This is a genomic window from Photobacterium sp. HL06, assembly GCF_059552575.1.
On sequence record NZ_CM183914.1, the window covers coordinates 1,022,806 to 1,045,418 of the forward strand.

The following is a 22,613-nucleotide window of genomic DNA, read 5'->3' on the forward strand; positions in this document are numbered from 1 at the left end:
TTGTTTAAATTATTCCCCTACAGCAAATTGTTGGCGTATACGCCAGATTAGAATAAGGAGAGTGCAAAGTGGATAAGGTTTGGCTTAACCGCTATCCGGAAGATGTACCGGCAGAAATCAACCCGGATTTATATCCGTCGCTGGTTGAGATGTTTGAACAATCTGTACAGAAATACGCAGATCAGACGGCATTTATCAACATGGGGCAGGTGATGACTTTCCGTAAGCTGGAAGAGCGCAGCCGTGCTTTTGCTGCTTATCTGCAAAATGATCTCAAGCTGAAGAAAGGTGACCGTGTTGCCGTTATGATGCCGAACTTGCTGCAATATCCCATTGCGCTGTTTGGTATTCTTCGTGCTGGTTGTGTTGTGGTTAACGTCAATCCTCTGTATACCCCACGAGAACTGGAACACCAGTTAAATGATTCTGGTGCAAAGGCGATTGTTATCGTTTCGAACTTTGCGCACACGCTAGAGACAGTGGTGAAAAACACCGGTGTCCAGCACGTCGTCTTGACCCGCCTTGGTGATCAGCTTTCTCGCCCGAAAGGCACGCTGGTTAACTTTGTGGTGAAATACATTAAGAAGATGGTGCCGAAGTACCACCTTCCTCATGCGACCTCAATGCGCGCAGCGCTGAGCAAAGGTCGCCGGATGCAGTATGTGAAGCCGTTTATGTCCGGTGATGATACCGCCTTCCTGCAGTATACCGGTGGGACGACTGGCGTCGCGAAAGGGGCGATACTGACTCACCGCAATATGCTGGCCAATGTGATGCAGGCCAAGGGTGCCTATGGCCCGGTTCTGACGGAAGGGCGCGAGCTGATTGTGACTGCCTTGCCGTTGTACCATGTATTTGCTTTGACGGTAAATTGCCTGCTGTTTGTTGAAATGGGCGGAAGAAACCTGCTTATCACCAACCCGCGCGATATTCCGACCTTTGTCAAAGAGCTCCAGCGTTATCCGTTTACCGCGATCACCGGGGTGAATACGCTGTTTAATGCACTGGTCAACAACGAAGATTTCCACGAGCTGGATTTCAGCAACTTGCGCCTATCGGTAGGCGGGGGGATGGCCGTGCAGCGTGCAGTGGCTGACAAGTGGAAACAGATCACCAATAATTACTTACTGGAAGGTTATGGTCTGACCGAGTGCTCGCCGTTGGTTGCCGCTTATCCGTATGATCTTGTCGACTACAATGGTTCCATCGGCCTACCAGTACCTTCCACGGATGTTCGCATTGTCGATGACGAGGGCAATGTACTCGGAAACGATCAGACGGGTGAGCTGCAGGTTCGTGGCCCTCAGGTTATGCAGGGTTATTGGCAGCGTCCGGAAGCGACTAAAGAAGTCCTGACAGAGGATGGTTGGCTTTCTACCGGTGATATCGTGCGTTTTGACGATGAAGGCTTTTTGCACATTGTTGACCGTAAGAAAGACATGATCTTGGTATCGGGTTTCAACGTCTACCCGAATGAGATTGAAGATGTTGTCGCGCTGAACACCAAAGTGCTGGAGGTTGCCGCGATTGGGCTTCCGCATGAAGTGTCGGGTGAGGTGGTGAAAGTTTGCGTGGTCAAGCGTGACCCAAGCCTGACGCGTGATGAGCTCTTGATGCATTGCCGCGAGCACCTGACGGGTTATAAAGTCCCTAAGGTGGTGGAGTTCCGTGAAGAGCTGCCGAAAACCAATGTCGGTAAAATCTTGCGTCGGGCGTTGCGAGAGGAATCTGACAAGCAGGCACAAGAAGCATAACCTGTAAATTCAGGTTACAATGAGATTAATTTGAGTGCCGGCTACCATGCCGGCACTTTCTTTCGGTTATCTATAACTGATGTTAATTAAAGGTTTGCTGTGAATTTTGAAATCATAACAACAACTGAACGGCTGGAAGTAGTATGTGAGCATGCCCGCAACCAGACGGCTGTCATGCTTGATACGGAATTTGTCCGCACCCGCACCCTTTATCCCAAGCTGGGTTTGATCCAGCTGTTTGATGGGGATAGCCTGGCTTTGATTGATCCGCTTGAGATTGATGATTTAGAGCCATTATGGGCGCTGCTTCAGGACCAGTCTGTCACCAAGGTATTGCATGCCTGTGGAGAAGATCTTGAAGTGTTCCAGCATTACGCCGGGTGCCTACCGGTTCCGATGATCGATACCCAGGTTATGGCATCTTTTCTTGGTTATGGTGTTTCTGCTGGCTTTGGTACCTTGGTGAATGATTTCTTGGGTATTGAGCTGGACAAAGGCGAAGCACGGACTAACTGGCTGGCCCGCCCGCTGACAGCAAAACAGCTAGACTACGCCGCTGCAGACGTTTTTTATCTGTTACCGCTGTATCAGAAGCTGTTGAAGCAGGTTGAAGAGAAAGACTGGCTGGAAGCATTAGAGCAGGAATGTGCCTCACTGATGCTTAAACGGATGAAATCAGTTGACCCGGATAAGGTGTACCTAGATATAAAAAATGCTTGGCAGCTAGAGCCTAAGCAGCTGGCAGTGTTGCAAAAAGTGGCGAAGTGGCGGTTACTTGAAGCCCGCAAGCGTGATTTGGCCCTGAACTTTGTGGTGAAAGAACTGCACCTTTGGAAGCTGGCTCGCTATAACATTAAGTCAAAAGCCGTGATGGCCAAAGAAGGCTTCGATAACATGGAGATCCAGCGCCATGCTAGCCGTTTGCTAAAAATGGTTTATGACGTTGAAGATATGTCTCCCCAGGATTATCCGGATAAAATTGTCCGTCTTGTTGATTTGGCTGGCTACAAGCAGTTGGTGAAGCGAATCAAAGACGAGGTCAGTAAAGTCGAAGCGGAAACTGGCTTGGCGCCAGAGTTTCTGGCATCCAAAAAACAAGTTAACCAATTGATTTCATGGGCCTGGAAGAAGCAAAGGCCTGTCGATGAACTACCGGATATGCTAAAAAACTGGCGCAAGGCATTATTTGAAGAACGCGTGTTGCCGTTATTGGATAGATAATATCTTCAGAAGCAGGTTTAAATAATAAAACGCCCCGGTTTCTCAACCGGGGCGTTTTTATAAAGGGCGGTAGGCTACTTCTCTTCGTCCGGCAGCGTGACATTGAGCTCAAGAACAGATAAATCTTCTTCTTTCTGATCCAGGTTCACACTCACTTGCTCGGGGGTGATTTCGACATATTTTCGGATCACCTCAAGAATGTCCTGCTTTAGCTGTGGCAGGTAACTAGGCGTGCCTTGGTTGGCAGTACGCCTTTCGGCAACGATAATTTGCAGCCTTTCTTTCGCCACACTCGCTGTCGTCGGTTTTTTGGGGCGGAAGAACTCTAGCAAAGCCATAGTGAATTAGCCTCCAAATAAGCGTTTAAGGAAGCCTTTTTTCTCTTCCTCTAAGAAACGGAATGGACGTTCTTCGCCCATCAAGCGGCCAACAGTATCTTCATAGGCGATACCTGCGTCAGATTCTTTATCGAAAATAACGGGCTCACCCTTATTTGAGGCGTTGAGTACAGCCTGGCTTTCAGGGATCACACCTAATAGTGGAATATGCAAGATTTCCTCAACATCACCGACGCTCAGCATTTCGCCCAAGGTAACTCGAGCTGGGTTGTAGCGGGTAAGCAGCAAGTGTGTTTTCACTGGCTCTAGCGAATTTTCTGCTCGGCGTGATTTAGAATCGAGAATACCCAGGATACGGTCAGAATCGCGTACTGAAGAGACTTCCGGGTTGGTTGTCACAATAGCTTCATCAGCAAAGTAAAGTGCCATGAGTGCACCGGTTTCGATACCGGCTGGTGAGTCACAGATGATAAACTCAAAACCCATTTCATCCAGATCACTTAATATACGTTCTACACCGTCTCGGCTCAGTGCATCTTTGTCACGCGTTTGTGAAGCAGGCAGAACGTATAAATTATCAACGCGCTTGTCTTTGATCAGCGCCTGATTAAGGTTGGCTTCACCATTAATCACATTGACAAAATCATATACGACACGGCGCTCGCAACCCATGATCAGGTCAAGGTTACGCAGGCCGATGTCAAAATCAATTACTGCAGTTTTTTTGCCGCTTAAGGCGAGGCCTGATGCGATAGCTGCACTGGAAGTTGTTTTACCAACGCCACCTTTCCCCGAGGTAACAACGATAATACGCGCCATCTATAAATTCCTTATCAAACGTTATAAAGCCAAATGCTCTATGTTTAAATTATTTTCAGCAAGTGAGATAACGACACTTTTACCCCAGAACTCAGCTTCGATTTTATCACTTAGCCAGTAGTTTCCGGCAATGGAAATTAGTTCAGACTGTAAATTATGGCAAAAAATACGCGCCTGTTGCTGGCCGCTGGCCCCTGCAATCGCACGGCCACGCATTGTGCCGTATATATGGATGCAGCCATCAGCAATAATCTCTGCTCCGGCACTGACATGGTTCATGACAACCAGGTCACAATTTTTGGCATAAATCTGCTGGCCTGAGCGAACCGGTGTACGAATGATTTTGGTCGGCTCCATAACGGGCTTTGCCGGTTTGGTTTGCCTTGCCGCATTCATAATAGCAAACCCGGCGCGCTTTGCCTGAGTTTGGTGATGAGTATCCTTACAGCCGCTGATCCCCACAGGGATCATTCCCGCATTTTGGACTTCTGTTTTCAGCAAGCTGAAGTCGATACTGTCTCCAGCTTGGCTGATGTCGATAACGACAGGCGCAGCGGCGAAAAAATTAGGCGCTTGATTGACTTTCTCTTTTAAGAAGTCTGTCGCCTTTTCGATGTCCCCGTCAACGAGATGCAGGGCCGAGAGCGTGAAAGAGCTCCCTTTTAGTTCTGCTGGTTTTGTCATACTCATTCAATGACTGTCGCTTAATTAGCCGTTAAGGTACGTTATCACATAGATACTTGCATGTTATATTCCCAAGGGTATATCAGCAAGCTATCCTTGCTTTAGCGTTGGAAATTCAGACAAGCGTCTCATCTGCGTGGCTCAGTAGTGGCTATCGGAGGGAATGATTTCGCAATATTGCGGTCTGAATTAGGTGAAAGCTTTAACTTACAGGCTATTTTTGATGTTTTGTGCAATTTACAAAAGTCCTAAAAAAGAAAACACATATTTATATATCAACACCAAAGACGACTTTTCAGAGGTTCCTGATAGTCTGATGGCAACTTTTGGAGCTCCTCAGTTTGTGATGGTGCTGAAGCTCGATAATGGACGTAAATTAGCGCTGGCTGATGTGGACAAGGTGAAAGAAGCACTAGGAACGGTTGGCTATTACCTTCAGGTTCCACCACCAGTGACAAATTTGCTGGAACAATATAAGGCTGACAAAGCCGAAAAAATGCATAAAGGGTAACTATGCGCAAGCGATTGATATCGGCCCTTGTGGCTTTAGGTTTAGGGATCTCGTCTTCGGTATTGGCCGCTGACGTAGGGTTTGACGAATATGTTCTCGGGCTCAAAGCTGAGGCCCGTGAAAATGGAATTTCAGAGTCGATAATCAACTCTGCTTTCGAAGGTATTAAATTTACTGAACGTGCGGTAAAGGCTGACAAGAATCAGCCAGAAAGAAAGTTGACCTTAGACGAATATATCCCTCGAGCAGTACCAGACTGGAAAGTAGAGCAAGCTAACCAGCTATATCGGAAGCATAAAACGGCTTTGGATAAAATTGGTCGGCAATTAGGTGTTCAACCGAGGTTTGTTGTCGCCCTGTGGGGGGTCGAAAGTAACTTTGGACGCCTGATGGGTAATTACAATGTCATTGAAGCCTTATCGACATTGGCTTATGAAGGTCGTCGAGAGGCTTTTTTCCGCAAGCAGGTTATGGCGGCCTTAGAAATTTTGAATGAAGGTCATATTAGTCCTGAGAAGATGAAAGGTTCTTGGGCTGGGGCGATGGGTCAGCCACAGTTTATGCCAACTTCATTTTTATCTTATGCCGTAGACGGTAATAATGATGGCCGGATCGATATTTGGAGCACTGAGGCTGATGTGTTTGCCTCAGCAGCCAATTACCTGAATAAGTCGGGTTGGGATGACAAATATACCTGGGGAAGGCAAGTAAAATTACCGAGTAGTATGAATGACTCGGTAATGGGAGTGGAAAAGGAAAAAGGTCGTCCTCTGTCGGAATGGCAAAAACTAGGCGTAAGAAGATTGAATGGACAGCGGTTACCTGATGTAGATATTCAGGCTTGGCTTATTCAACCTGATGATAGTCATGGAAGGGCATATTTGGTTTATGGAAATTACCAAGCCTTGTTAAAGTGGAATAGATCGCATTATTTTGCCCTTGCTGTTAGCCATCTAGCAGACCGAATTCGGTAACAGTTAGACAAGGAAAAGCCAGACATTAAGTCTGGCTTTTTTTGTTTGTACTTTTCTCTGGCTTATAGAGTAAATATTACGTCTCAACTGAATTATTCACATCTGTCGTGTAAGCATTCTTGGGCAGGTAAGATTGAATAAGCGAAGTTATTGTCATCGGTGAAGCCAATGCATCGATGTAGGCCCAAGATGGGCTGAAGCAGCGTTGGGAGTGCATTGTGAGTGGTCTGTACTGGGATCCATTTATCGTATTGCTATCAATCTGTATATCAATCTATATGACGAATGGGTACGACACAGTGTTACTTTTTAATGTGGGGTTAAAGGATTTACAGCTACTTTAGTTGTTTGTTTTATTACTCTTTAGGATTATAGATATAAAAAAGCCCGGTATTTTACCAGGCTTTTGTTCAGCTTATATTCAGCAATTATTCGATTTCGAATTCTTCCAGAGCTTTGCCTTCATCAAGTGCTTTCTTCAGTGCACTTGGAGTACGGCCTTGACCAGTCCAGGTCTTTTCTTCGCCGTTTTCATCAATGAATTTATATTTAGCAGGACGAGCAGCGCGTTTTGCTTTAGGTGCTTTGCTCAGGCTCGCTAGTAATTCTTCTGGATCGATGCCGTCAGCTAGAAGCATTTCACGGTACTGAGCCAGTTTCTCATTACGCTCACTTTCTTTTGCGCGCTCTTCAGCTTCAGATTCTTCACGTTCAGTCACTACAGTTTGTAGTTTCTCAAGAGCTTCTTGAAGTTGTTCCAGAGTATATTCACGAGAAAGTGCGCGAAGGCTACGAAGGTTTAACAGCGCTTTCATTGCATCAGACATTTTAAATTTCCTGTTGGCTTAAAACTATTTTAAATAATAATAGCAGTCACGAATCAATAATTGCAATAATAATACTTTTAATAGCCTGATGCCAAATAAAATATCTGTCCTGATATTAAATTTTTCCTAATTAGGTTCATAAAATCTCATTTGTAATAATTGTTATCCATGCCTTTCGTGCAATTAATCGGGATACAATGACAGCATACTGATTATGTCGGTGCGTTCTGTTTCATATTAAAAGGTATAGAATAGTAGGGTTTTTGTTTATTTTTCCAGCACCTGAGCAAGATTATTCACTATTTCTGTTAAAGTTTTCATCGTAACTTGTTGCAAATGAATCGCTATCCCGTAGAATTAGCCATTCCTTGACTAAGGGTAGAGGCGCATTGTCTATAAGTAGCAGATTGGAGGGTGATTCCTTTGATGGTCTGCAAAAGGAGCCAATGCCGAAGTAAGTAAGGCTTATCATTCCTTCTTGCTGGGGTTGTCACCGAATAGGGGCAGCACTGCCATAGTATTAATTACATTAACTATGGAGCGCTACTGTGGGGTCGGAATAGGGGTCATCCTTTTCTTATGCTCTTCTCTCGCGACGATGTCGTGTTCAGCAGTAGATCTCCAACCAGGATCGGTTGTAGTAGAGATCATGAATATTGTAGATTTTTCCCATTCATCCATTTCACTTTTGCCGCCACTTGTGGCATTAGGTTTAGCGATTCTGACACGTCGCGTATTGGTTTCATTAGGCGTTGGTGTCCTTCTAGGTTCATTGTTACTGACAGATTTTTCGTTTGGTGCAACTGCAGAATATGTAGGTAGTACGGCGAAAGGACTTTTCATTGATGATGGCGCAATCAACAGCTGGAATATGAGCATTGTCGCTTTCCTTATATTATTAGGAATGACCACAGCACTGCTGACCCTTTCAGGTGGTACTCGTGCATTTGCAGAGTGGGCGCAAACAAAAATCAAAAGTAAGCGTGGTGCAAAGCTACTGGCTGCTTTTCTGGGTGTGTTTATCTTTGTCGATGACTATTTTAATAGCTTGGCAGTAGGATCTATTTCTCGTCCGGTAACCGACCGCTTTTATGTCTCCCGAGCAAAACTTGCCTATATTCTCGATTCAACCGCAGCACCAATGTGTGTGCTGATGCCAGCTTCAAGCTGGGGCGCATACATTATTACGCTTATTGGCGGGATCTTGGTATCACACGGCGTAACGGAATATTCAGCGCTAAGTGCCTTTATCCAATTAGCACCAATGAACTTCTATGCTGTCTTTGCTTTATTAATGGTATTTGTTGTTGCCTGGTTCCAGCTAGATATTGGTGCAATGAAAAAGCATGAACTGCAGGCTAGCCATGGCCGTGGTTTCGATGAAGGCGATGATGATAGCTTGGCGAAAGATCTAAACGACGAGCTGGAAATTGAAGAAAGCGATAACGGTCGAGTTTCTGATCTGATCATGCCGATTGTTGCCCTGATCTTCTCAACCTTCTTCTTTATGATTTTTACTGGGTCCCAGGCGCTGGCTGCTGATGGTATTGCCTTTAACATTCTAGGTGCGTTCGAGAATACCGATGTGGGTATGTCACTGGTATATGGTGGCTTGGTGGGTCTGTTCGGTGCGATGATCCCGGTATTACGCCAGCGTCTGCCAATGGCGGATGTGGTTCAAACGCTGTGGATTGGTGCGAAGTCAATGTTTGGTGCAATCCTGATCCTACTGTTTGCCTGGAGCATCGGTAGCGTGATCAGTGATATGGCTACAGGTAAGTACCTGTCTACGCTTGTGCAGGGTAATATCAATCCAATGCTGCTACCGGCAATTTTGTTCTTGCTGGCTGGCCTGATGGCGTTCTCAACCGGTACCTCTTGGGGCACATTCGGTATCATGCTGCCAATTGCGGGTGATCTGGCTGCTGCGACGGAAATTGCACTGATGCTACCAATGCTGGGTGCGGTATTGGCAGGTTCAGTGTTCGGTGATCACTGCTCACCGATTTCAGATACCACTATTCTGTCTTCGACCGGGGCTCGCTGCCACCATATTGATCACGTCGCTACTCAGCTGCCATACGCAGTGTCTGTTGCGTTTGTATCTACGGTTGGTTTCTTGGTTCTGGGTTTGACAAGCTCAATGGCTGTGGCGTTTATGGCCGCGACGATCACCTTTATTCTGGTGTGCCTGCTGCTGATGTGGCTATCTCGCCGTCCGACAGCACTTGCTGCGAAGATGAAAAGCTAGTCATTCGCCGCTTCTATGTTGATAAAAAGCCTGCAATCTGATTGCAGGCTTTTTTGCATCAACGGCGAGCCAGTATTTGTTACTGTTTGATTGATCCGGGTGCTTTCAATTCGGCCCTATTTTCTGTAGCATTTCGGCAGTTTTTTTGCGCTTGGACGGGGAGCCTTATGGCCCAGATGTATTTCTATTACTCGGCAATGAATGCGGGTAAGTCGACGACGTTACTACAGTCATCTTTTAACTATCGTGAGCGTGGCATGACACCGGTAATTTTTACCGCAGCTATTGATAATCGATATGGCAAAGGAAAGGTGAGTTCGCGTATAGGTCTACAAGAAGACGCTGAGCTATTTAATGCGAAAGACGACCTTTACCGCAAGCTTCAGGATATACATGCGACGGGTAAGGTTGATTGTGTCCTGATAGATGAGTGTCAGTTCTTAACCAAAGAGCAGGTTTACCAGCTGACTGAAGTGGTTGATAAAATGCATATTCCTGTCTTGTGCTATGGCCTGCGCAGCGACTTCCGAGGTGAATTGTTTGAAGGCAGTAAATACTTGCTGTCGTGGGCCGATAAGTTGGTTGAGCTGAAAACAATTTGCCATTGTGGCCGTAAAGCAAACATGGTGATCCGCCAAGACGAGACGGGCCGGGCTATTGCTGATGGCGATCAGGTAGAAATCGGTGGCAATGACCGCTATGTCTCTGTTTGCCGCAAGCATTATAAAGAAGCGCTAGGACGTTAATACCCATAGAATGTGTATTGGCCATGAAACAAAAAGCCTGAGTAAATTCACTCAGGCTTTGTTGTATTTATACCAATCGATTTATCCAGATTGATATCTTTCCGGTTTATTTATGGCGCTCTTGTAATTTGGCGGTGATATCGGATAGGGATAGGCCCTGATCCTGGAGCAGCACGATCAAGTGATAGATCAAATCTGCAGACTCACAGACTAGCTCCTCCTTGTCACCCGACGTTGCCGCAAGCGCGACTTCAACGCCTTCTTCGCCCACTTTCTGCGAAATCCGCTTGGTACCACGGGCGTAGAGGCTGGCTGTGTAAGAGGATTCTGGATCGGCATCTTTACGAGCAGCCAGGATCTGCTCAAGTTGATGAAGGAACACCAAGGCAGGTTGCTCATCCTGTCCTTCGATTGTGCTGTCGCTGTCAAAGCAGGTTGTCGTGCCCAGGTGGCATGTTGGACCGATAGGGTTGACCTTGACCAGCAGCGTATCCTGATCGCAATCTAGCTTGATGCTTTTAAGCTGCAGTACGTTGCCAGAGGTTTCCCCTTTGGTCCAGAGGCGGCTCTTGGTGCGCGACCAGAAGGTGACCTGCTTGGTTTCCAGGGTCTTATTCAGCGCTTCATCATTCATATATCCCAGCATCAGGACCTGGCCGCTAGTGTTGTCCTGAACGATGGCTGGTACCAACCCGTCGACTTTTTCCCAGTTAATGTTTGTTATCAGGCTCATAGTCGGATCTCCACATCCTGTTGTTTCAAATACTGCTTAAGCTCACCGATATTGATGATTTGCTTGTGGAAGACAGAAGCGGCTAGGGCGCCGTCTACATTGGCTTGGTTAAAGGCATCGGCAAAGTGGACCATTTTACCCGCCCCACCTGAGGCAATCAGCGGGACATGGCATACTTCGCGCACCATGTTAAGTTGCTTGAGGTCGTAACCATTGCGTACCCCGTCCTGGTTCATCATATTGAGAACAATCTCACCGGCACCGCGTCGTTGCACCTCTTGTACCCAGTCTCGGGTTTCCCACTGGGTGGCTTTGGTACGCGCCTCGTCACCGGTAAACTGGTAAACCTGGTACTTACCGGTATCGGCATCGAAGTAGGAATCGATACCGACAACAATACACTGCACACCAAATTTATCGGCAAGCTCGGTGATCAGTGCCGGATTGGCCAGCGCCGGTGAGTTGATAGAGACTTTGTCGGCCCCAAACTGCAAGATCCGGCTAGCATCTTCAGCAGACTTAATGCCACCAGCGACACAAAATGGAATGTCGATAACTTCTGCCACCCTGGCAACCCAGCTTTTATCAACGACACGGCCATCGCTTGATGCAGTGATGTCGTAGAACACCAGCTCATCGGCGCCTTCTTCGGCGTAACGTTTTGCCAGTGGAACGATATCACCGATGATTTCGTGGTTTCGGAACTGAACACCTTTTACGACCTGTCCGTCACGGACGTCTAAACAAGGAACGATTCGTCTTGCTAACATGCTATTACTCCTTGCTTCTTAGCTATTCCAGCACTGAAAAGCTTCTTCAGCGCTAAATTTACCGTCGAGCAGTGCCCGGCCGACAATAACACCGGCTACACCACTGCCCTTGAGGGCTTCGATATCTTTCAAGCCGCCAATACCGCCAGAAGATTGGAATTGTACTTGCGGATACTGTGCACATAGATCGAGATACAGTTCCACATTAGAGCCTGCCAATGTGCCGTCGCGAGAGATGTCGGTACAGAGGACATGTTTCAAGCCCACGGTTAAAAAGTCATCCAGCAGGGCCTCTATGCTAACGCCAGAATCTTCCTGCCAGCCTGAAATGGCTACTTTGCGGTTTCCATCTTCATCAATGTTTACGTCAAGGGCCAGAACAATATGTTCAGGGCCGTATTTTTCCATCCAGCCTTTAACAAGCTCTGGCTGTTTCACGGCTGTTGAACCAATGACAACGCGCTGGGCGCCTGCTGCCAATAAATCAGCAACGTCCTTTTCCGTCCGGACCCCCCCGCCAATCTGAATATTAGCGGGAGTGCTGGCAAGCAGTTTACTGATCAGATCCAGCTGGCGGGCCGACGTATCTTTAGCCCCGGTAAGATCAACCAGGTGTAGCCAATCGGCCCCTGCCTGGTTATACAGCTTGAACTGTTCGGCGGGATCAACTTTGTATTCTGTGACTTGGCCGTAGTCTCCCTGAAAGAGGCGAACAACCTGGCCATTAATTAAATCGAGTGCGGGAATAATCATCCTAAGTCCTTTTGATGTGTTTTAACTCACTGAATTAACAAGTCACATCTCTAAAAAGTTTTTGATCAGCTGAGCACCTGCTTTGCTGGAGCGTTCAGGGTGGAACTGCACGCCATAATAATTACCACTCTGGACTGCTGCGGTAAACGGCTGGCCATATTCGCAGCGGGCAATGGTATAGCCCCCTTGATCAGCATCCTCGGCGGAAACCGGCATGGCATAGCTATGAACAAAATAAAAGTAGCTGCCTGCCGGAATATTGTTAAACAGCGGGTGGCCATCGGCAGGGGTGACGGTATTCCACCCCATGTGAGGCAAAGGAAGCGAACCGGTTTCCAGCTTCTTGATGGGCGCATCACACAGGCCAAGGCATGGCACAAGTTCTGTCCCACTCTGGCCTTGTTCTTCTGACAATATGCCAAGCAGTTGCATGCCCAGGCAGATACCCAGCAATGGCTTGTCGACCTGCTTGACGAGTTCGACCAAGTCGCGATCCTGCAGGTTCTTCATCGCCTCGCTAGCGGTGCCTACGCCAGGTAAAAACAGTTTATCTGCCGCCAGTACGATGCTTGGCTCTTTGCTGACAGTAACAGTGTAACCTAAGCGCTCGATAGCAAACCGTACCGAAGAGACGTTGGCACAGCCGGTATCAATAATGACAACTTTCTGGTTTTCGCTTGCCATTACAGTACTCCTTTGCTGCTCGGTAATTCGGTGCCTTCTACTCGAATCGCCTGACGTAGTGTACGGCCAAAGGCTTTGAACAGGCTCTCGACGATATGGTGGTCATTGTCACCAGTCGAAGACAGGTGCAGGGTGCAGGCCAGGGTGTCGGTGAGCGAGCGGAAGAAGTGCGATACCATTTCAGTCGATAGGTCACCGACTTGTTCGCGGCCGAATTGGGCATCAAATTTCAGGTAAGGGCGACCGGACAGATCCAGGGCACACTGGGCCAGGCATTCATCCATCGGCAGGCTGAAACCAAAACGGCCAATACCGCGTTTATCCCCTAAGGCTTCTTTCAGTGCCTGGCCGAGTGCCAGTGCGGTATCTTCTATACTGTGGTGATCATCAATGTGCAAGTCACCCTTGACGGTGAGCTCCATGCGGAAACCACCGTGTGTGGCGATTTGATCCAGCATATGATCGAAGAAACCCAGGCCAGTTTCAATTTTGTTGCCACCCGTTTCATCAAGGTTCACTTTTACCCGGATGTCAGTTTCCTTCGTGGTACGAACCACTTCGGCGATCCTTGGGCTGGTAGTCAGATCTTTAACGATCTGAAGCCAGCTCATGCTCTCGGGATTGTATTGGATACCACGAATGGCCATATTTTCAGCCAGCTGCAGATCTGTTGGACGATCGCCTATGACCGCTGATGTCGCAAAGTCGACACGGCCCTGTTGCAGGTAGCCTTTAACGAGACCAAGCTTAGGCTTGCGGCAGGTGCAGTTTTCGTCGTCAAAGTGTGGGCAAATAAGCACATCATCAAATTTCACCCCTTGTGATTCGAAGATTTCCATCATCATATTGTGCGGGGCGTCGAAATCTGCCTGAGGATAGCTCTCTGTGCCAAGGCCGTCCTGGTTGGTGATCATAACGAGCTTATAGCCAGCATCTTGCAGCTGAAGCAGCGCTGGGATCACGAAAGGTTCGAGCTTCAGTTTATCCAATCGGTCAACTTGAAAATCAATGGGTGGCTCCACAATTAAGGTGCCGTCACGGTCGATAAATAAAATCTTTTCCTTGCTCACAATACTCTTCCTTTAACTCTTAATTCTGGTTCAGTTGCTTGCGGATAAACGCCAGTGTTTTTTCACATTCATCGCGGTTGCCGACACTAATTCGAATACAGTTCTCGATAGGGGAGCGTCGAAGAATAATGCCGTGCTCCCACAACGCGTTAAATAAGGCATCCGCATCCGGGAATTTCACCAGTAGGTAGTTGCCGTAGCCGTCATATACCGTCACCCCTTCCAGCATGCCTAGCCCGGCTTGAAGGTAGGCCCGGTTGGCACTGAGATCGAGGACTTGGAATTTGGTTTTTGCCAAACCGGCCGGCGAGAGGGCCTGAACAGCGATATCAGTCACGGGGACAGGAACAGGGTAAGGTGCGATGACCTTGAGCAGCAATTCAATGATCTCTGGGCTTGCCAGGGTGAAGCCGCAGCGGAGCCCTGCCAGGGCAAAGGCTTTTGACAGCGTGCGTAGAATGACCAGGTTCGGGTATTGGCTAAGCAGATCGACAGCGGATGCTTCCGAACAAAAATCAATATAGGCCTCATCGACGACAACCACTGCCTTGTCGGTAGTCATATCGAGCAGCGCCTCAATATCCTGGCGGTTGATCAAGTTACCGGTCGGGTTATTTGGGCTGCAGACAAAAACGAGTTTAACGGTATCGAGGCTATCTCGAATTGTTGGTAAATCCAGTTGCCACTGCGCGGTCAGCGGAACTGTCTTGGTCTTGACATCAAAGGTCTCTGCACTGATTGCATACATACCATAAGTCGGCGGGCAGTATAGGATGCTGTCTTGGTTAGGCTCACAAAAGGCGCGGATCAGTAGTTCGATGCCTTCATCAGCTCCGCGAGAAGTGAGCACCTGCTCTTTTTTCACGTTAGCATAGTCGGCATAGGCCTGGATAAGCTCTTCCGGCTGGCAGGTGCTGTAGCGGTTGAGGCGATCACACTTGATGTTGTACTCATTGGCAAAGGGGGATTCATTGGCGTTAAGCCAGATATCACCGCTGCCGCCGAGGCGCCGTGCTGACTGATAGGGCGTCAGCTCGCGGACTGTTTTGCGCGCTAGTTTTGAAATTGTCATGACTAGGCCTCCTTTGCTGACGTTCGTGCGGCTTGCTGGGCCTGCAGTTTTTCCACCCGGATGGTAACAGCGCGTTTGTGGGCATCGAGGCCTTCGGCTTCGGCCATCGTTACGACCGTCGGTGCCAATTGCTGCAGGCCGCTGGCACTTAGCTCTTGCACGGTCATGCGTTTGGTAAAATCAGCCAACCCTAGGCTGGAGTAGGTTCGAGTATAGCCGTACGTCGGCAATACGTGGTTGGTACCTGACGCGTAGTCACCGACCGATTCCGGTGACCAGTTACCCAGGAAGATAGAACCTGCATTATCTAACAGTGGCACGAGTTCGCGTGGATTACGAGTCTGTACAATCAGGTGCTCAGGACCATAGTGGTTAGAGATCGAGATACACTGAGTTAGGCTCTCGGCCACAATCAGCAAGCTTGCCCCCAGAGCCTGGCGGGCGATGTCAGCCCGGGACAGCTCTGCCAATTGTTTTTGGATCGCATCTGCGACGCGATCGGCAATGCTTGGATCCGGGGTAACCAGAACAACCTGGGAATCCGGGCCGTGTTCGGCCTGGCTTAGCAGATCGGCGGCGATAAAGTCAGGATCGGCAGTGTCATCGGCAATAACCAACACCTCAGAAGGACCAGCTGGCATATCGATTGCCGAGCCACGGAAGTCGTTGCTGACCTGGCGCTTGGCCTCGGTCACAAAAGCATTGCCCGGGCCGAAAATTTTGTCTACTTTGGCCACGGTTTCTGTGCCGTAGGCCATCGCGGCAACGGCCTGAGCACCACCGACATTGTAAATCTCGTTAATGCCACATAGCTTGGCCACATACAGGATTTCATCGGCAATCGGTGGCGGTGAACACAGTACGGCCTGGCGGCAACCAGCAATTTGTGCCGGAACACCCAGCATCAGAACGGTTGACGGCAATGGGGCGCTGCCACCTGGAATGTACAGCCCAACCGAGTTAATTGGTCGTGTAACCTGTTCACAAACCACGCCTGGCTGGGTTTCAACCCGTAGCGTTTGTTGCTGCTGTGCTTTGTGGAACGTCGCAATGTTGTTATAGGCCTGCTGAAGGGCCTGTTTCATGTTGTCGCTCAGGCGATCGGCAGCGGCTTCCACTTCCTCTGTGTCGACTTTGATAGCCTCAGGGCGAACCTTGTCGAACTTTTCGGTCAGCTCCAGCAGAGCGTCATCGCCGCGCTGGCGGACATCTGCAATGACATCAGAGACGATTGCCGTGATGTTGGCCCCTTCGGTGATTGCCGGGCGCTGGAGCAAGGATTCTTGCTGGCTATCGCTTAAAGATTGCCACACAACCGTTTTCATGGTGTTACTCCATCATCTTTTCAATTGGTAGGACAAGGATTGAACTAGCACCAAGGGCTTTTAGCTGCTCCATGGTTTCCCAGAATAGATTTTCAGTACTCACCAGGTGAACGGCAACGCGGCTTTTATCTGCGGCGAGCGGCAATACGGTTGGGTCTTCAGCGCCAGGAAGCAGTGCTGTGATTTTATCCAGGCACTCTGTCGGCGCATGTAGCATGATGTACTTTGATTCCTTGGCCTGGATGACGCCTTGCATACGGGTTAGGATTCGTTCGATAAGTGATTGCTTGTCCTCGCTAAACTCACCCACGCGCTGGATAAGGACTGCTTTGGAGCGAAGGATCACCTCGGCTTCTTTCAGACCGTTTGCTTCAAGAGTGGCACCGGTAGAAACAAGATCGCAGATGGCATCGGCAAGACCGGCTCGAGGGGCAACCTCAACAGAGCCGTTCAGCATACAAGGGCTGAATTCTACGCCTTGCTCATCCATATAGCGCTTAACCAGTTGCGGGTAGGTGGTTGCGATACGTTGGCCCTGTAGATCTTGCGGACCGTTGTAGGTTGCATCTTTATCAATAGCAATGGATAAGCGGCAACCGCCAAAATCAAGGCGACGTAGTTTGGTGTATTCACAAGGCTCGCCAAGGGCTGCACGCTCAAGGCCAACTTCTTCCAGCTCGTTTTCACCAATCACGCCCAAATCGACCACGCCATCCATGATCAGGCCAGGAATATCGTCATCGCGCACCAGCAATAGATCGATAGGCATGTTCTCAGAGTGTACGACCAGGCGCTCACCCATTAGGTTGAATTTAATGCCGCAGCGTTTGAATAGATCCTGGCACTCCTTGCTCAGGCGTCCTTTCTTTTGAATGGCAATTCGTAGTCGTTGTGTCTGCATCGCTTTATTCCCTGTATTCGATTATTTTTTAAGCCTGAAAACGAAAAAACCCTCGGAAGTTTATTCTTCCGAGGGTCTGAATTCTGTAATTTCTATTGACCGCTGGAAGAGTTTTTGTCCGTCTTCCAGAGTGAGGCGTATCCTCCCGAAAGACTAATCAGGATGATGATGGTGATGTAGGTTTACCATTTGGATACGCATAATTATGTACTCTGTATAAATCGTTATTAACTCATTGCTTGCTATTCACACTAACCAAGCTGATTTGATTTTGCAACAGGATTTTTAATGAAATATTAATTTATTAAAATGTTGCAGATAAATTGTAAGCAATTAGCTTGGGGGCGATGGTAAATCAAGCACCTGGCCTTGTGTGTTTGAGGTGTTGCGAACAGGCCGTAACGTCTTGTTAACGTTGGTGCGGCGATGTGGCTATACATAAATATCAAGCAGTCCCTTGGGCGGCCGTTTTTTTGGTTGCTCCTGAGGGGAATTTTCTTTGTCTTTGTTTTTTGCTTCGACTTTTTGCTTTCGTTCATCAATCAATGATGCCTGGGTGACTTTCTTCAGCTGTTTTTGAGCGGTCAACGGCAGATTGTTATTGGGGTTGATCATGTCATTGCCTCGTTACACAGATACGTTCTGGTTACTTTATCGACAACAATGGGTGTTGATTGAGTGTTTTTTGTTCGTTATGTCGGTTTTATTGGGCGGGGTGTGATATTGCCCGGGGAAATGATCACAAGAATGTAACTGGGTATATAAAAGTAGAAATGAGAAGCCCGCTTAAGCGGGCTTCGTATCGGGATCAGATTGATCAGCCACAGCACTTTTTGAATTTTTTGCCACTGCCGCAAGGACATGGATCGTTACGGCCGACTTTGTCACTGGCTGCTGGCGCCGTGACTACAGGAGCTGTGGTTTCCGGCTCTTCATCCGGGTGAGGGTACTCACCATCAATGTAAAACCATTGGGTTTCTTCACCGACAGGTTCACGCAGGAAACGCGATTTTTCATGCAGGAAAAACTCTTCTTCACCGTCTTGGTAGTACGCTTTGAATTCGACAAAACCCTCACCATTGTCGGCAATTTCGCTGCAAATGACTTCAAGTCCAAGCCACTTGGAGTGGACGGATTCAGCAATGGCTTCACGGTACTGTTCAGCTTCGCAGCTAGGATGGTAGGTGGCGACAACAAAGTCAACCAGGCCCAATACATGGGCGCTGTACCGGGCACGCATTAACTGCTCCGGGTGCTGGGCACGGGATGGCTGCTGGTGAATGGGCTGACAGCAGGCTGTCAGTGTTTTCTTGCTACCACACGGGCATAACTGGGCTGGGTTAGGCATTAATTAGTCTGTCGCTGTTGTTTCAAAAAAAGAGGCCCATTTTAATGACTCCAGATAAAGATCTGCAACGTCTGATTCTTCGATGTTCAGTTGTTGGCTTAATTGGCTGACCTCTTCCCAGTGCGCTTTATCATAAGCCCTGATCAACTTAAGAATGGTACCTAGCGGGCCTGCTTGGCATACCAGGGCCTGCTGTATTTCATCACTAAGAGGAAGGAGGGTGATCAAATCTTCGATGGGTTGATCAAGCAGGGAGTCCAGGAGCGAAAACAACCCGGTTAAAAAGGCTTCATTGCCGATAATTTTTGGCGTTACCAGTGTACTCAGCCGTTCGCAGAAGTGCGCCCGCTGCAGTGACAAGCTATACAGTGATTGCGGCTTTCTTTCTGTCGCATGTGCGGTGGCAACGAAACTAATAAACCGTCGCAGGCGTTCTTCGCCAAGGTAGATCAGTGCTTGTTTAAATGAGGAGACGGGCTTAGCCCGGGTCGATGTCATGTTGTTGACATGACGTAGCAATTTATAAGACATCGAGACATCTGTGGCAATTATGCGCTCGACTTTATCAAAATCCACATTAGGCAGGCTGACTTCCTGATACAGGCGAAGGGTAGTCAATGCACACGGGGTTAGCGTTTTGCGCTGCATCATTTCAGGCTTGCTGAAGAAAAAACCTTGGAACAGATCGAAGCCGGCATTGTATGCCTCCATGAATTCCTCATGGCTTTCGACTTTTTCGGCGAGGAAAAGGATCTTGTTGGCTTTGTCTTTGTGGTGGCGGATAAAGAAGCGAGCCTTGGCAATCGGTGTCGAGCGGATATCAAACTTGACGATATGGATATGTGGCAGGAAACGGTTCCAGGCCGCATTGGGGATAAAATCATCCAGGGCGAGGGTGTACCCCTTCTGGTTTAACTCGATAACGGCTTCAAGCAGCTCGTCGCTTGGGTTGCAGGTTTCGAGTATTTCAATGATGAAGCTCTTTTTTGGGAACATCAGCGGTGTTCGCTGGATCAGGCTGCTATAGGGAAAATTAACGAAAGCTTTTTTCCCCGCCGTGGCTTGTACTGCACCGGACGTAAAAAAGTTATCGGCTAACAAACGGTTCGTTGCTTGTTCATCACCAATATCTGGGAAGCAATTACTGGGTCCATCACGAAACAGCAATTCGTAACCAACGGTTGCTTTGTCTCTGTTTAAAACAGGTTGTCGCGCAAGATATGAGTGCATGAAATAAAACGCAAGCTTTTGATTTAATGGCTAATATACCGTTAAGCGCCAGTGATAATAAAGGGCTAATAACACTGTTTTATATCAAGGTCACTTTACAGCTAAATACTACAAATATTTATGGTTTCACATAGTGATACTAATAGCAAATCAAGACAATGATCAAAAACATAGAATCATTCACTGAGTTAATACACAATAGCCTTCTTTAGCGAAACTTTTGTGCAATATATGACGGTGTTTACAGTCATACAAGCTGGATTGCTTGTAGGTGGAGGCGTTTTTATTGCCATGCTATTGAATGCATGGCGTAAAAATCGCACGCAGGAAGCGCAAACTAAAATTGTTCCTATTGGCCTTATTGGTGGCTTTGCCAACTTCTGCGATACCCTAGGGGTAGGCAGCTTTGCGATAAAAACGGCTGGATATAAGCAGCTGAAGCTGATCGATGACAAGCTACTGCCAGGTACGCTGAACTGCCAGGCAGTCATGGCAACGGTGGTTCAGTCATTGATTTTTTTGACGGCGGTTAATGTCGATGAAATCACGCTGGTGAGTTTGGTGCTGGCTGCCTGTTTGGGAGCAACTGCTGGGGCCCGGCTGGTGTCTGGCTGGGATCGCCAGTTGATCCGGCTAGTGATGAGCGGGGCGTTGTTGGTGGTTGCCAGCCTGATGCTTGCCGGGCAGCTAGAGCTGTTTCCGCTTGGGGGATTGGCCCTGGGGCTTAGCGGCTGGAAGCTGGGGTTTGCTGTAGTGGGCAACTTCCTGTTCGGGGCTTTGATGACCGTTGGGATCGGCCTTTATGCTCCTTGTATGACGATGGTTTACCTGTTGGGGATGCACCCGCTGGCTGCGTTTCCTATTATGATGTGCTCCTGTGCATTCTTGAGTTTCTTCTCCGCCGGAAGTTTTATCCGTATGAACCGTATTAACAGCCGGGCGGCACTGACGGTTGTTATCACTGGCCCTATCGGGGTTGTGATTGCGGCTTACCTGGTCAAATCGCTGGATCTGCAGTTGCTAGCCTGGCTGGTGATCGGAGTGGTGTTGTATACCTCGCTGACGATGTACCGCTCTTGGGCCGCTGAACGAGCAGAGTTGAACGCCGCTCAATCCCCATCCTGAATTTAGGGGCTGGTGTAAAAGAAAAGGTACGCCACGGCGTACCTTTTTTATTCGTATTCATTCGTAGCAATGAGGCTAATAGCCAACGCTAGGATTTCAATGCAAAATCACGCGTTTCCAGCTGGCAGCCATCAGGTGTGCAGACCAATACAGAGCCGTGATCATACCAATCGCCGAGCACAGTACGCAGCGCGGGGTGATCATCGACGGTCAGTTCATGGACATCAGGGCGGTGCGTATGGCCATGGATCATCGCCTTTACCTGATATTGCGCCATGACTTTCACTACCTCATCCGGTGTGACATCCATAACATCCTGCCGTTTCATCTGATTTGTCATACTGCTGTTACTACGCAGTTTGTCACCGACCTTTAGGCGGTAGGATAGCGGCAGGCGGAAGAACAGCCATTGAATAAAACGGTTATGCACTTTTTTCCGATAGCGCTGGTAGCCTTCGTCAAGGGTGCACAGGGTATCGCCATGTAGAATTAGCGTTGGTTTGCCGTACAGGTCAATGACGCTATGTTCCGGTAAGAGCTGGACACCGGTTTCCGCACTGAAGCGCTTGCCAATTAAAAAATCACGGTTACCGTGAATGAAATAGCAAGGGACGCCAGAGTCGGTGAGTTGCTTAAAGGCGGACTTAATTTGCTGGTGGAACGGAGAGTCATCATCGTCGCCTATCCACATCTCGAATAAGTCACCCAGGACGTACAGTGCGTCAATCCCCTTGGTTTCCTCTCTCATGAAAGTAAGAAAACAGTCGGTGATATCACTACGTTCGGCACTGAGGTGCAGATCAGAAATAAACAGTGTTGTCATAAGGAAGGAGAGGGCGGCCGTCAGGCCACCCTGAGAGTATTGATTACTCTTCGATAGTCACGTTGTTGATAACAACTTCTTCAACTGGCACGTCCTGGTGAACGTAACCCCAGTTACCTGTAGAAACCGCTTTGATCTTGTTGACAACGTCCATGCCTTCAACAACTTCTGCAAACACGCAGTAGCCCCAGCCATCAGGTGTCTCTGATTTGAAGTCTAGGAATTTGTTGTCATTAACGTTGATGAAGAACTGAGAGCTTGCTGAATGCGGCTCCATAGTACGTGCCATTGCCAGCGTACCTACTTTGTTGCTTAGGCCGTTGTTAGCTTCGTTTTTGATTGGTGCGCGAGTTTCTTTCTCTACCATGCCAGAAGACATGCCGCCGCCCTGAACCATGAAACCATCGATAACACGGTGGAAAATTGTATCGCTGTAGAAACCATCACGGCAGTATTGCAGGAAGTTTGCACACGTTTCAGGCGCTTTTTCTGTGTTTAGCTGAATTTTGATGTCACCAAAAGTAGTGTGAAGCGTTACCATGAGCTTGTCCTTTAATGGATGTATTTTGCTTTAAACGTTGGATTTTATCTTACTAAGGAAAGGCGTCAACATGATCTCTCATCATTATCTGTCTACGGTGAAATAAGGCGACT

The 22,613-nt window shown here is 48.3% G+C and carries 24 protein-coding genes, 1 riboswitch and 1 other annotated feature; of the genes, 7 read left to right on the forward strand and 17 right to left on the reverse strand.

What is annotated here, in order from left to right:
• Positions 1-68 precede the first annotated feature (68 nt).
• Entirely contained in the window at positions 69-1,754 is a 1,686-nt protein-coding gene (gene fadD, locus AC51G0_RS05065) for a long-chain-fatty-acid--CoA ligase FadD (RefSeq protein WP_496300976.1), read from the forward strand.
• A gap of 99 nt (positions 1,755-1,853) precedes the next feature.
• The gene (gene rnd, locus AC51G0_RS05070) at positions 1,854-2,975 is read left to right on the forward strand and encodes a ribonuclease D (RefSeq protein ID WP_496300977.1); all 1,122 of its coding nucleotides are present in this window, start codon (positions 1,854-1,856) and stop codon (positions 2,973-2,975) included.
• Positions 2,976-3,049: 74 nt separating this feature from the next.
• On the opposite strand, the gene minE is transcribed toward rnd, so the two are convergent.
• The 3 genes from minE to minC are packed head-to-tail and all read right to left on the reverse strand — an operon-like array spanning position 3,050 to position 4,816.
• On the reverse strand, positions 3,050-3,313 hold the full coding sequence (gene minE, locus AC51G0_RS05075) for a cell division topological specificity factor MinE (RefSeq protein ID WP_496300978.1): 264 nt from the start codon (positions 3,311-3,313) through the stop codon (positions 3,050-3,052).
• Between the two features lie 6 nt (positions 3,314-3,319).
• Entirely contained in the window at positions 3,320-4,132 is an 813-nt protein-coding gene (minD, locus tag AC51G0_RS05080) for a septum site-determining protein MinD (RefSeq protein WP_496300979.1), read from the reverse strand.
• Between the two features lie 21 nt (positions 4,133-4,153).
• Positions 4,154-4,816: a septum site-determining protein MinC gene (gene minC, locus AC51G0_RS05085; RefSeq protein ID WP_496300980.1), complete on the reverse strand. Its 663-nt coding sequence runs from the start codon at positions 4,814-4,816 to the stop codon at positions 4,154-4,156.
• Positions 4,817-5,039: 223 nt separating this feature from the next.
• Here minC and AC51G0_RS05090 point away from each other — a divergent pair, with 223 nt between their 5' ends.
• Entirely contained in the window at positions 5,040-5,327 is a 288-nt protein-coding gene (locus AC51G0_RS05090) for a YcgL domain-containing protein (protein ID WP_496301872.1), read from the forward strand.
• 2 nt (positions 5,328-5,329) lie between these two features.
• Positions 5,330-6,301, forward strand: a complete 972-nt coding sequence (locus tag AC51G0_RS05095) for a lytic murein transglycosylase (protein WP_496300981.1) — start codon at positions 5,330-5,332, stop codon at positions 6,299-6,301.
• 428 nt (positions 6,302-6,729) lie between these two features.
• Here AC51G0_RS05095 and AC51G0_RS05100 read toward each other — a convergent pair whose 3' ends face one another.
• Complete coding sequence (locus AC51G0_RS05100; RefSeq protein WP_496300982.1) at positions 6,730-7,128, reverse strand: H-NS family histone-like protein; 399 nt, start codon at positions 7,126-7,128, stop codon at positions 6,730-6,732.
• Between the two features lie 371 nt (positions 7,129-7,499).
• Positions 7,500-7,682: riboswitch (Lysine riboswitch) on the forward strand.
• Between the two features lie 95 nt (positions 7,683-7,777).
• Between AC51G0_RS05100 and AC51G0_RS05105 the strand changes: the two genes are divergently transcribed.
• On the forward strand, positions 7,778-9,379 hold the full coding sequence (locus AC51G0_RS05105) for a Na+/H+ antiporter NhaC family protein (RefSeq protein ID WP_496300983.1): 1,602 nt from the start codon (positions 7,778-7,780) through the stop codon (positions 9,377-9,379).
• A gap of 167 nt (positions 9,380-9,546) precedes the next feature.
• Complete coding sequence (locus AC51G0_RS05110; RefSeq protein ID WP_496300984.1) at positions 9,547-10,125, forward strand: thymidine kinase; 579 nt, start codon at positions 9,547-9,549, stop codon at positions 10,123-10,125.
• A 106-nt stretch (positions 10,126-10,231) separates the two neighbouring features.
• On the opposite strand, the gene hisIE is transcribed toward AC51G0_RS05110, so the two are convergent.
• From hisIE to AC51G0_RS05165, 11 genes are all read right to left on the reverse strand, one after another.
• Entirely contained in the window at positions 10,232-10,858 is a 627-nt protein-coding gene (gene hisIE, locus AC51G0_RS05115) for a bifunctional phosphoribosyl-AMP cyclohydrolase/phosphoribosyl-ATP diphosphatase HisIE (protein WP_496300985.1), read from the reverse strand.
• Complete coding sequence (gene hisF / locus AC51G0_RS05120; RefSeq protein ID WP_496300986.1) at positions 10,855-11,628, reverse strand: imidazole glycerol phosphate synthase subunit HisF; 774 nt, start codon at positions 11,626-11,628, stop codon at positions 10,855-10,857. The genes hisIE and hisF overlap by 4 nt, the downstream gene beginning before the upstream one ends.
• An 18-nt stretch (positions 11,629-11,646) precedes the next feature.
• Positions 11,647-12,381, reverse strand: coding sequence for a 1-(5-phosphoribosyl)-5-[(5-phosphoribosylamino)methylideneamino]imidazole-4-carboxamide isomerase (hisA, locus tag AC51G0_RS05125; RefSeq protein ID WP_496300987.1), 735 nt, complete (start codon positions 12,379-12,381; stop codon positions 11,647-11,649).
• Positions 12,382-12,423: 42 nt separating this feature from the next.
• Positions 12,424-13,065, reverse strand: coding sequence for an imidazole glycerol phosphate synthase subunit HisH (gene hisH / locus AC51G0_RS05130; protein WP_496300988.1), 642 nt, complete (start codon positions 13,063-13,065; stop codon positions 12,424-12,426).
• On the reverse strand, positions 13,065-14,135 hold the full coding sequence (gene hisB, locus AC51G0_RS05135; protein ID WP_496300989.1) for a bifunctional histidinol-phosphatase/imidazoleglycerol-phosphate dehydratase HisB: 1,071 nt from the start codon (positions 14,133-14,135) through the stop codon (positions 13,065-13,067). The genes hisH and hisB overlap by 1 nt, the downstream gene beginning before the upstream one ends.
• 19 nt (positions 14,136-14,154) lie before the next feature.
• Positions 14,155-15,201 (reverse strand): histidinol-phosphate transaminase, encoded by a 1,047-nt coding sequence (hisC, locus tag AC51G0_RS05140; protein ID WP_496301873.1) that lies wholly within the window; start codon positions 15,199-15,201, stop codon positions 14,155-14,157.
• 8 nt (positions 15,202-15,209) lie between these two features.
• The gene (gene hisD, locus AC51G0_RS05145; protein WP_496300990.1) at positions 15,210-16,532 is read right to left on the reverse strand and encodes a histidinol dehydrogenase; all 1,323 of its coding nucleotides are present in this window, start codon (positions 16,530-16,532) and stop codon (positions 15,210-15,212) included.
• Between the two features lie 4 nt (positions 16,533-16,536).
• Complete coding sequence (gene hisG, locus AC51G0_RS05150) at positions 16,537-17,433, reverse strand: ATP phosphoribosyltransferase (protein WP_496300991.1); 897 nt, start codon at positions 17,431-17,433, stop codon at positions 16,537-16,539.
• Positions 17,434-17,473: 40 nt separating this feature from the next.
• Positions 17,474-17,611, reverse strand: a sequence feature (His leader region).
• Between the two features lie 254 nt (positions 17,612-17,865).
• Positions 17,866-18,048, reverse strand: coding sequence for a hypothetical protein (locus AC51G0_RS05155; protein ID WP_496300992.1), 183 nt, complete (start codon positions 18,046-18,048; stop codon positions 17,866-17,868).
• A gap of 202 nt (positions 18,049-18,250) precedes the next feature.
• On the reverse strand, positions 18,251-18,781 hold the full coding sequence (locus AC51G0_RS05160) for a YchJ family metal-binding protein (RefSeq protein ID WP_496300993.1): 531 nt from the start codon (positions 18,779-18,781) through the stop codon (positions 18,251-18,253).
• A gap of 3 nt (positions 18,782-18,784) precedes the next feature.
• The gene (locus AC51G0_RS05165; protein ID WP_496300994.1) at positions 18,785-20,011 is read right to left on the reverse strand and encodes an EAL and HDOD domain-containing protein; all 1,227 of its coding nucleotides are present in this window, start codon (positions 20,009-20,011) and stop codon (positions 18,785-18,787) included.
• A gap of 231 nt (positions 20,012-20,242) precedes the next feature.
• Here AC51G0_RS05165 and AC51G0_RS05170 point away from each other — a divergent pair, with 231 nt between their 5' ends.
• The gene (locus AC51G0_RS05170; RefSeq protein WP_496300995.1) at positions 20,243-21,136 is read left to right on the forward strand and encodes a sulfite exporter TauE/SafE family protein; all 894 of its coding nucleotides are present in this window, start codon (positions 20,243-20,245) and stop codon (positions 21,134-21,136) included.
• Between the two features lie 88 nt (positions 21,137-21,224).
• On the opposite strand, the gene lpxH is transcribed toward AC51G0_RS05170, so the two are convergent.
• Together lpxH and AC51G0_RS05180 are read right to left on the reverse strand one after the other, a co-directional pair.
• Positions 21,225-21,959: a UDP-2,3-diacylglucosamine diphosphatase gene (gene lpxH / locus AC51G0_RS05175; RefSeq protein ID WP_496300996.1), complete on the reverse strand. Its 735-nt coding sequence runs from the start codon at positions 21,957-21,959 to the stop codon at positions 21,225-21,227.
• A gap of 43 nt (positions 21,960-22,002) precedes the next feature.
• On the reverse strand, positions 22,003-22,500 hold the full coding sequence (locus AC51G0_RS05180) for a peptidylprolyl isomerase (protein ID WP_496300997.1): 498 nt from the start codon (positions 22,498-22,500) through the stop codon (positions 22,003-22,005).
• Positions 22,501-22,613: the final 113 nt, after the last annotated feature.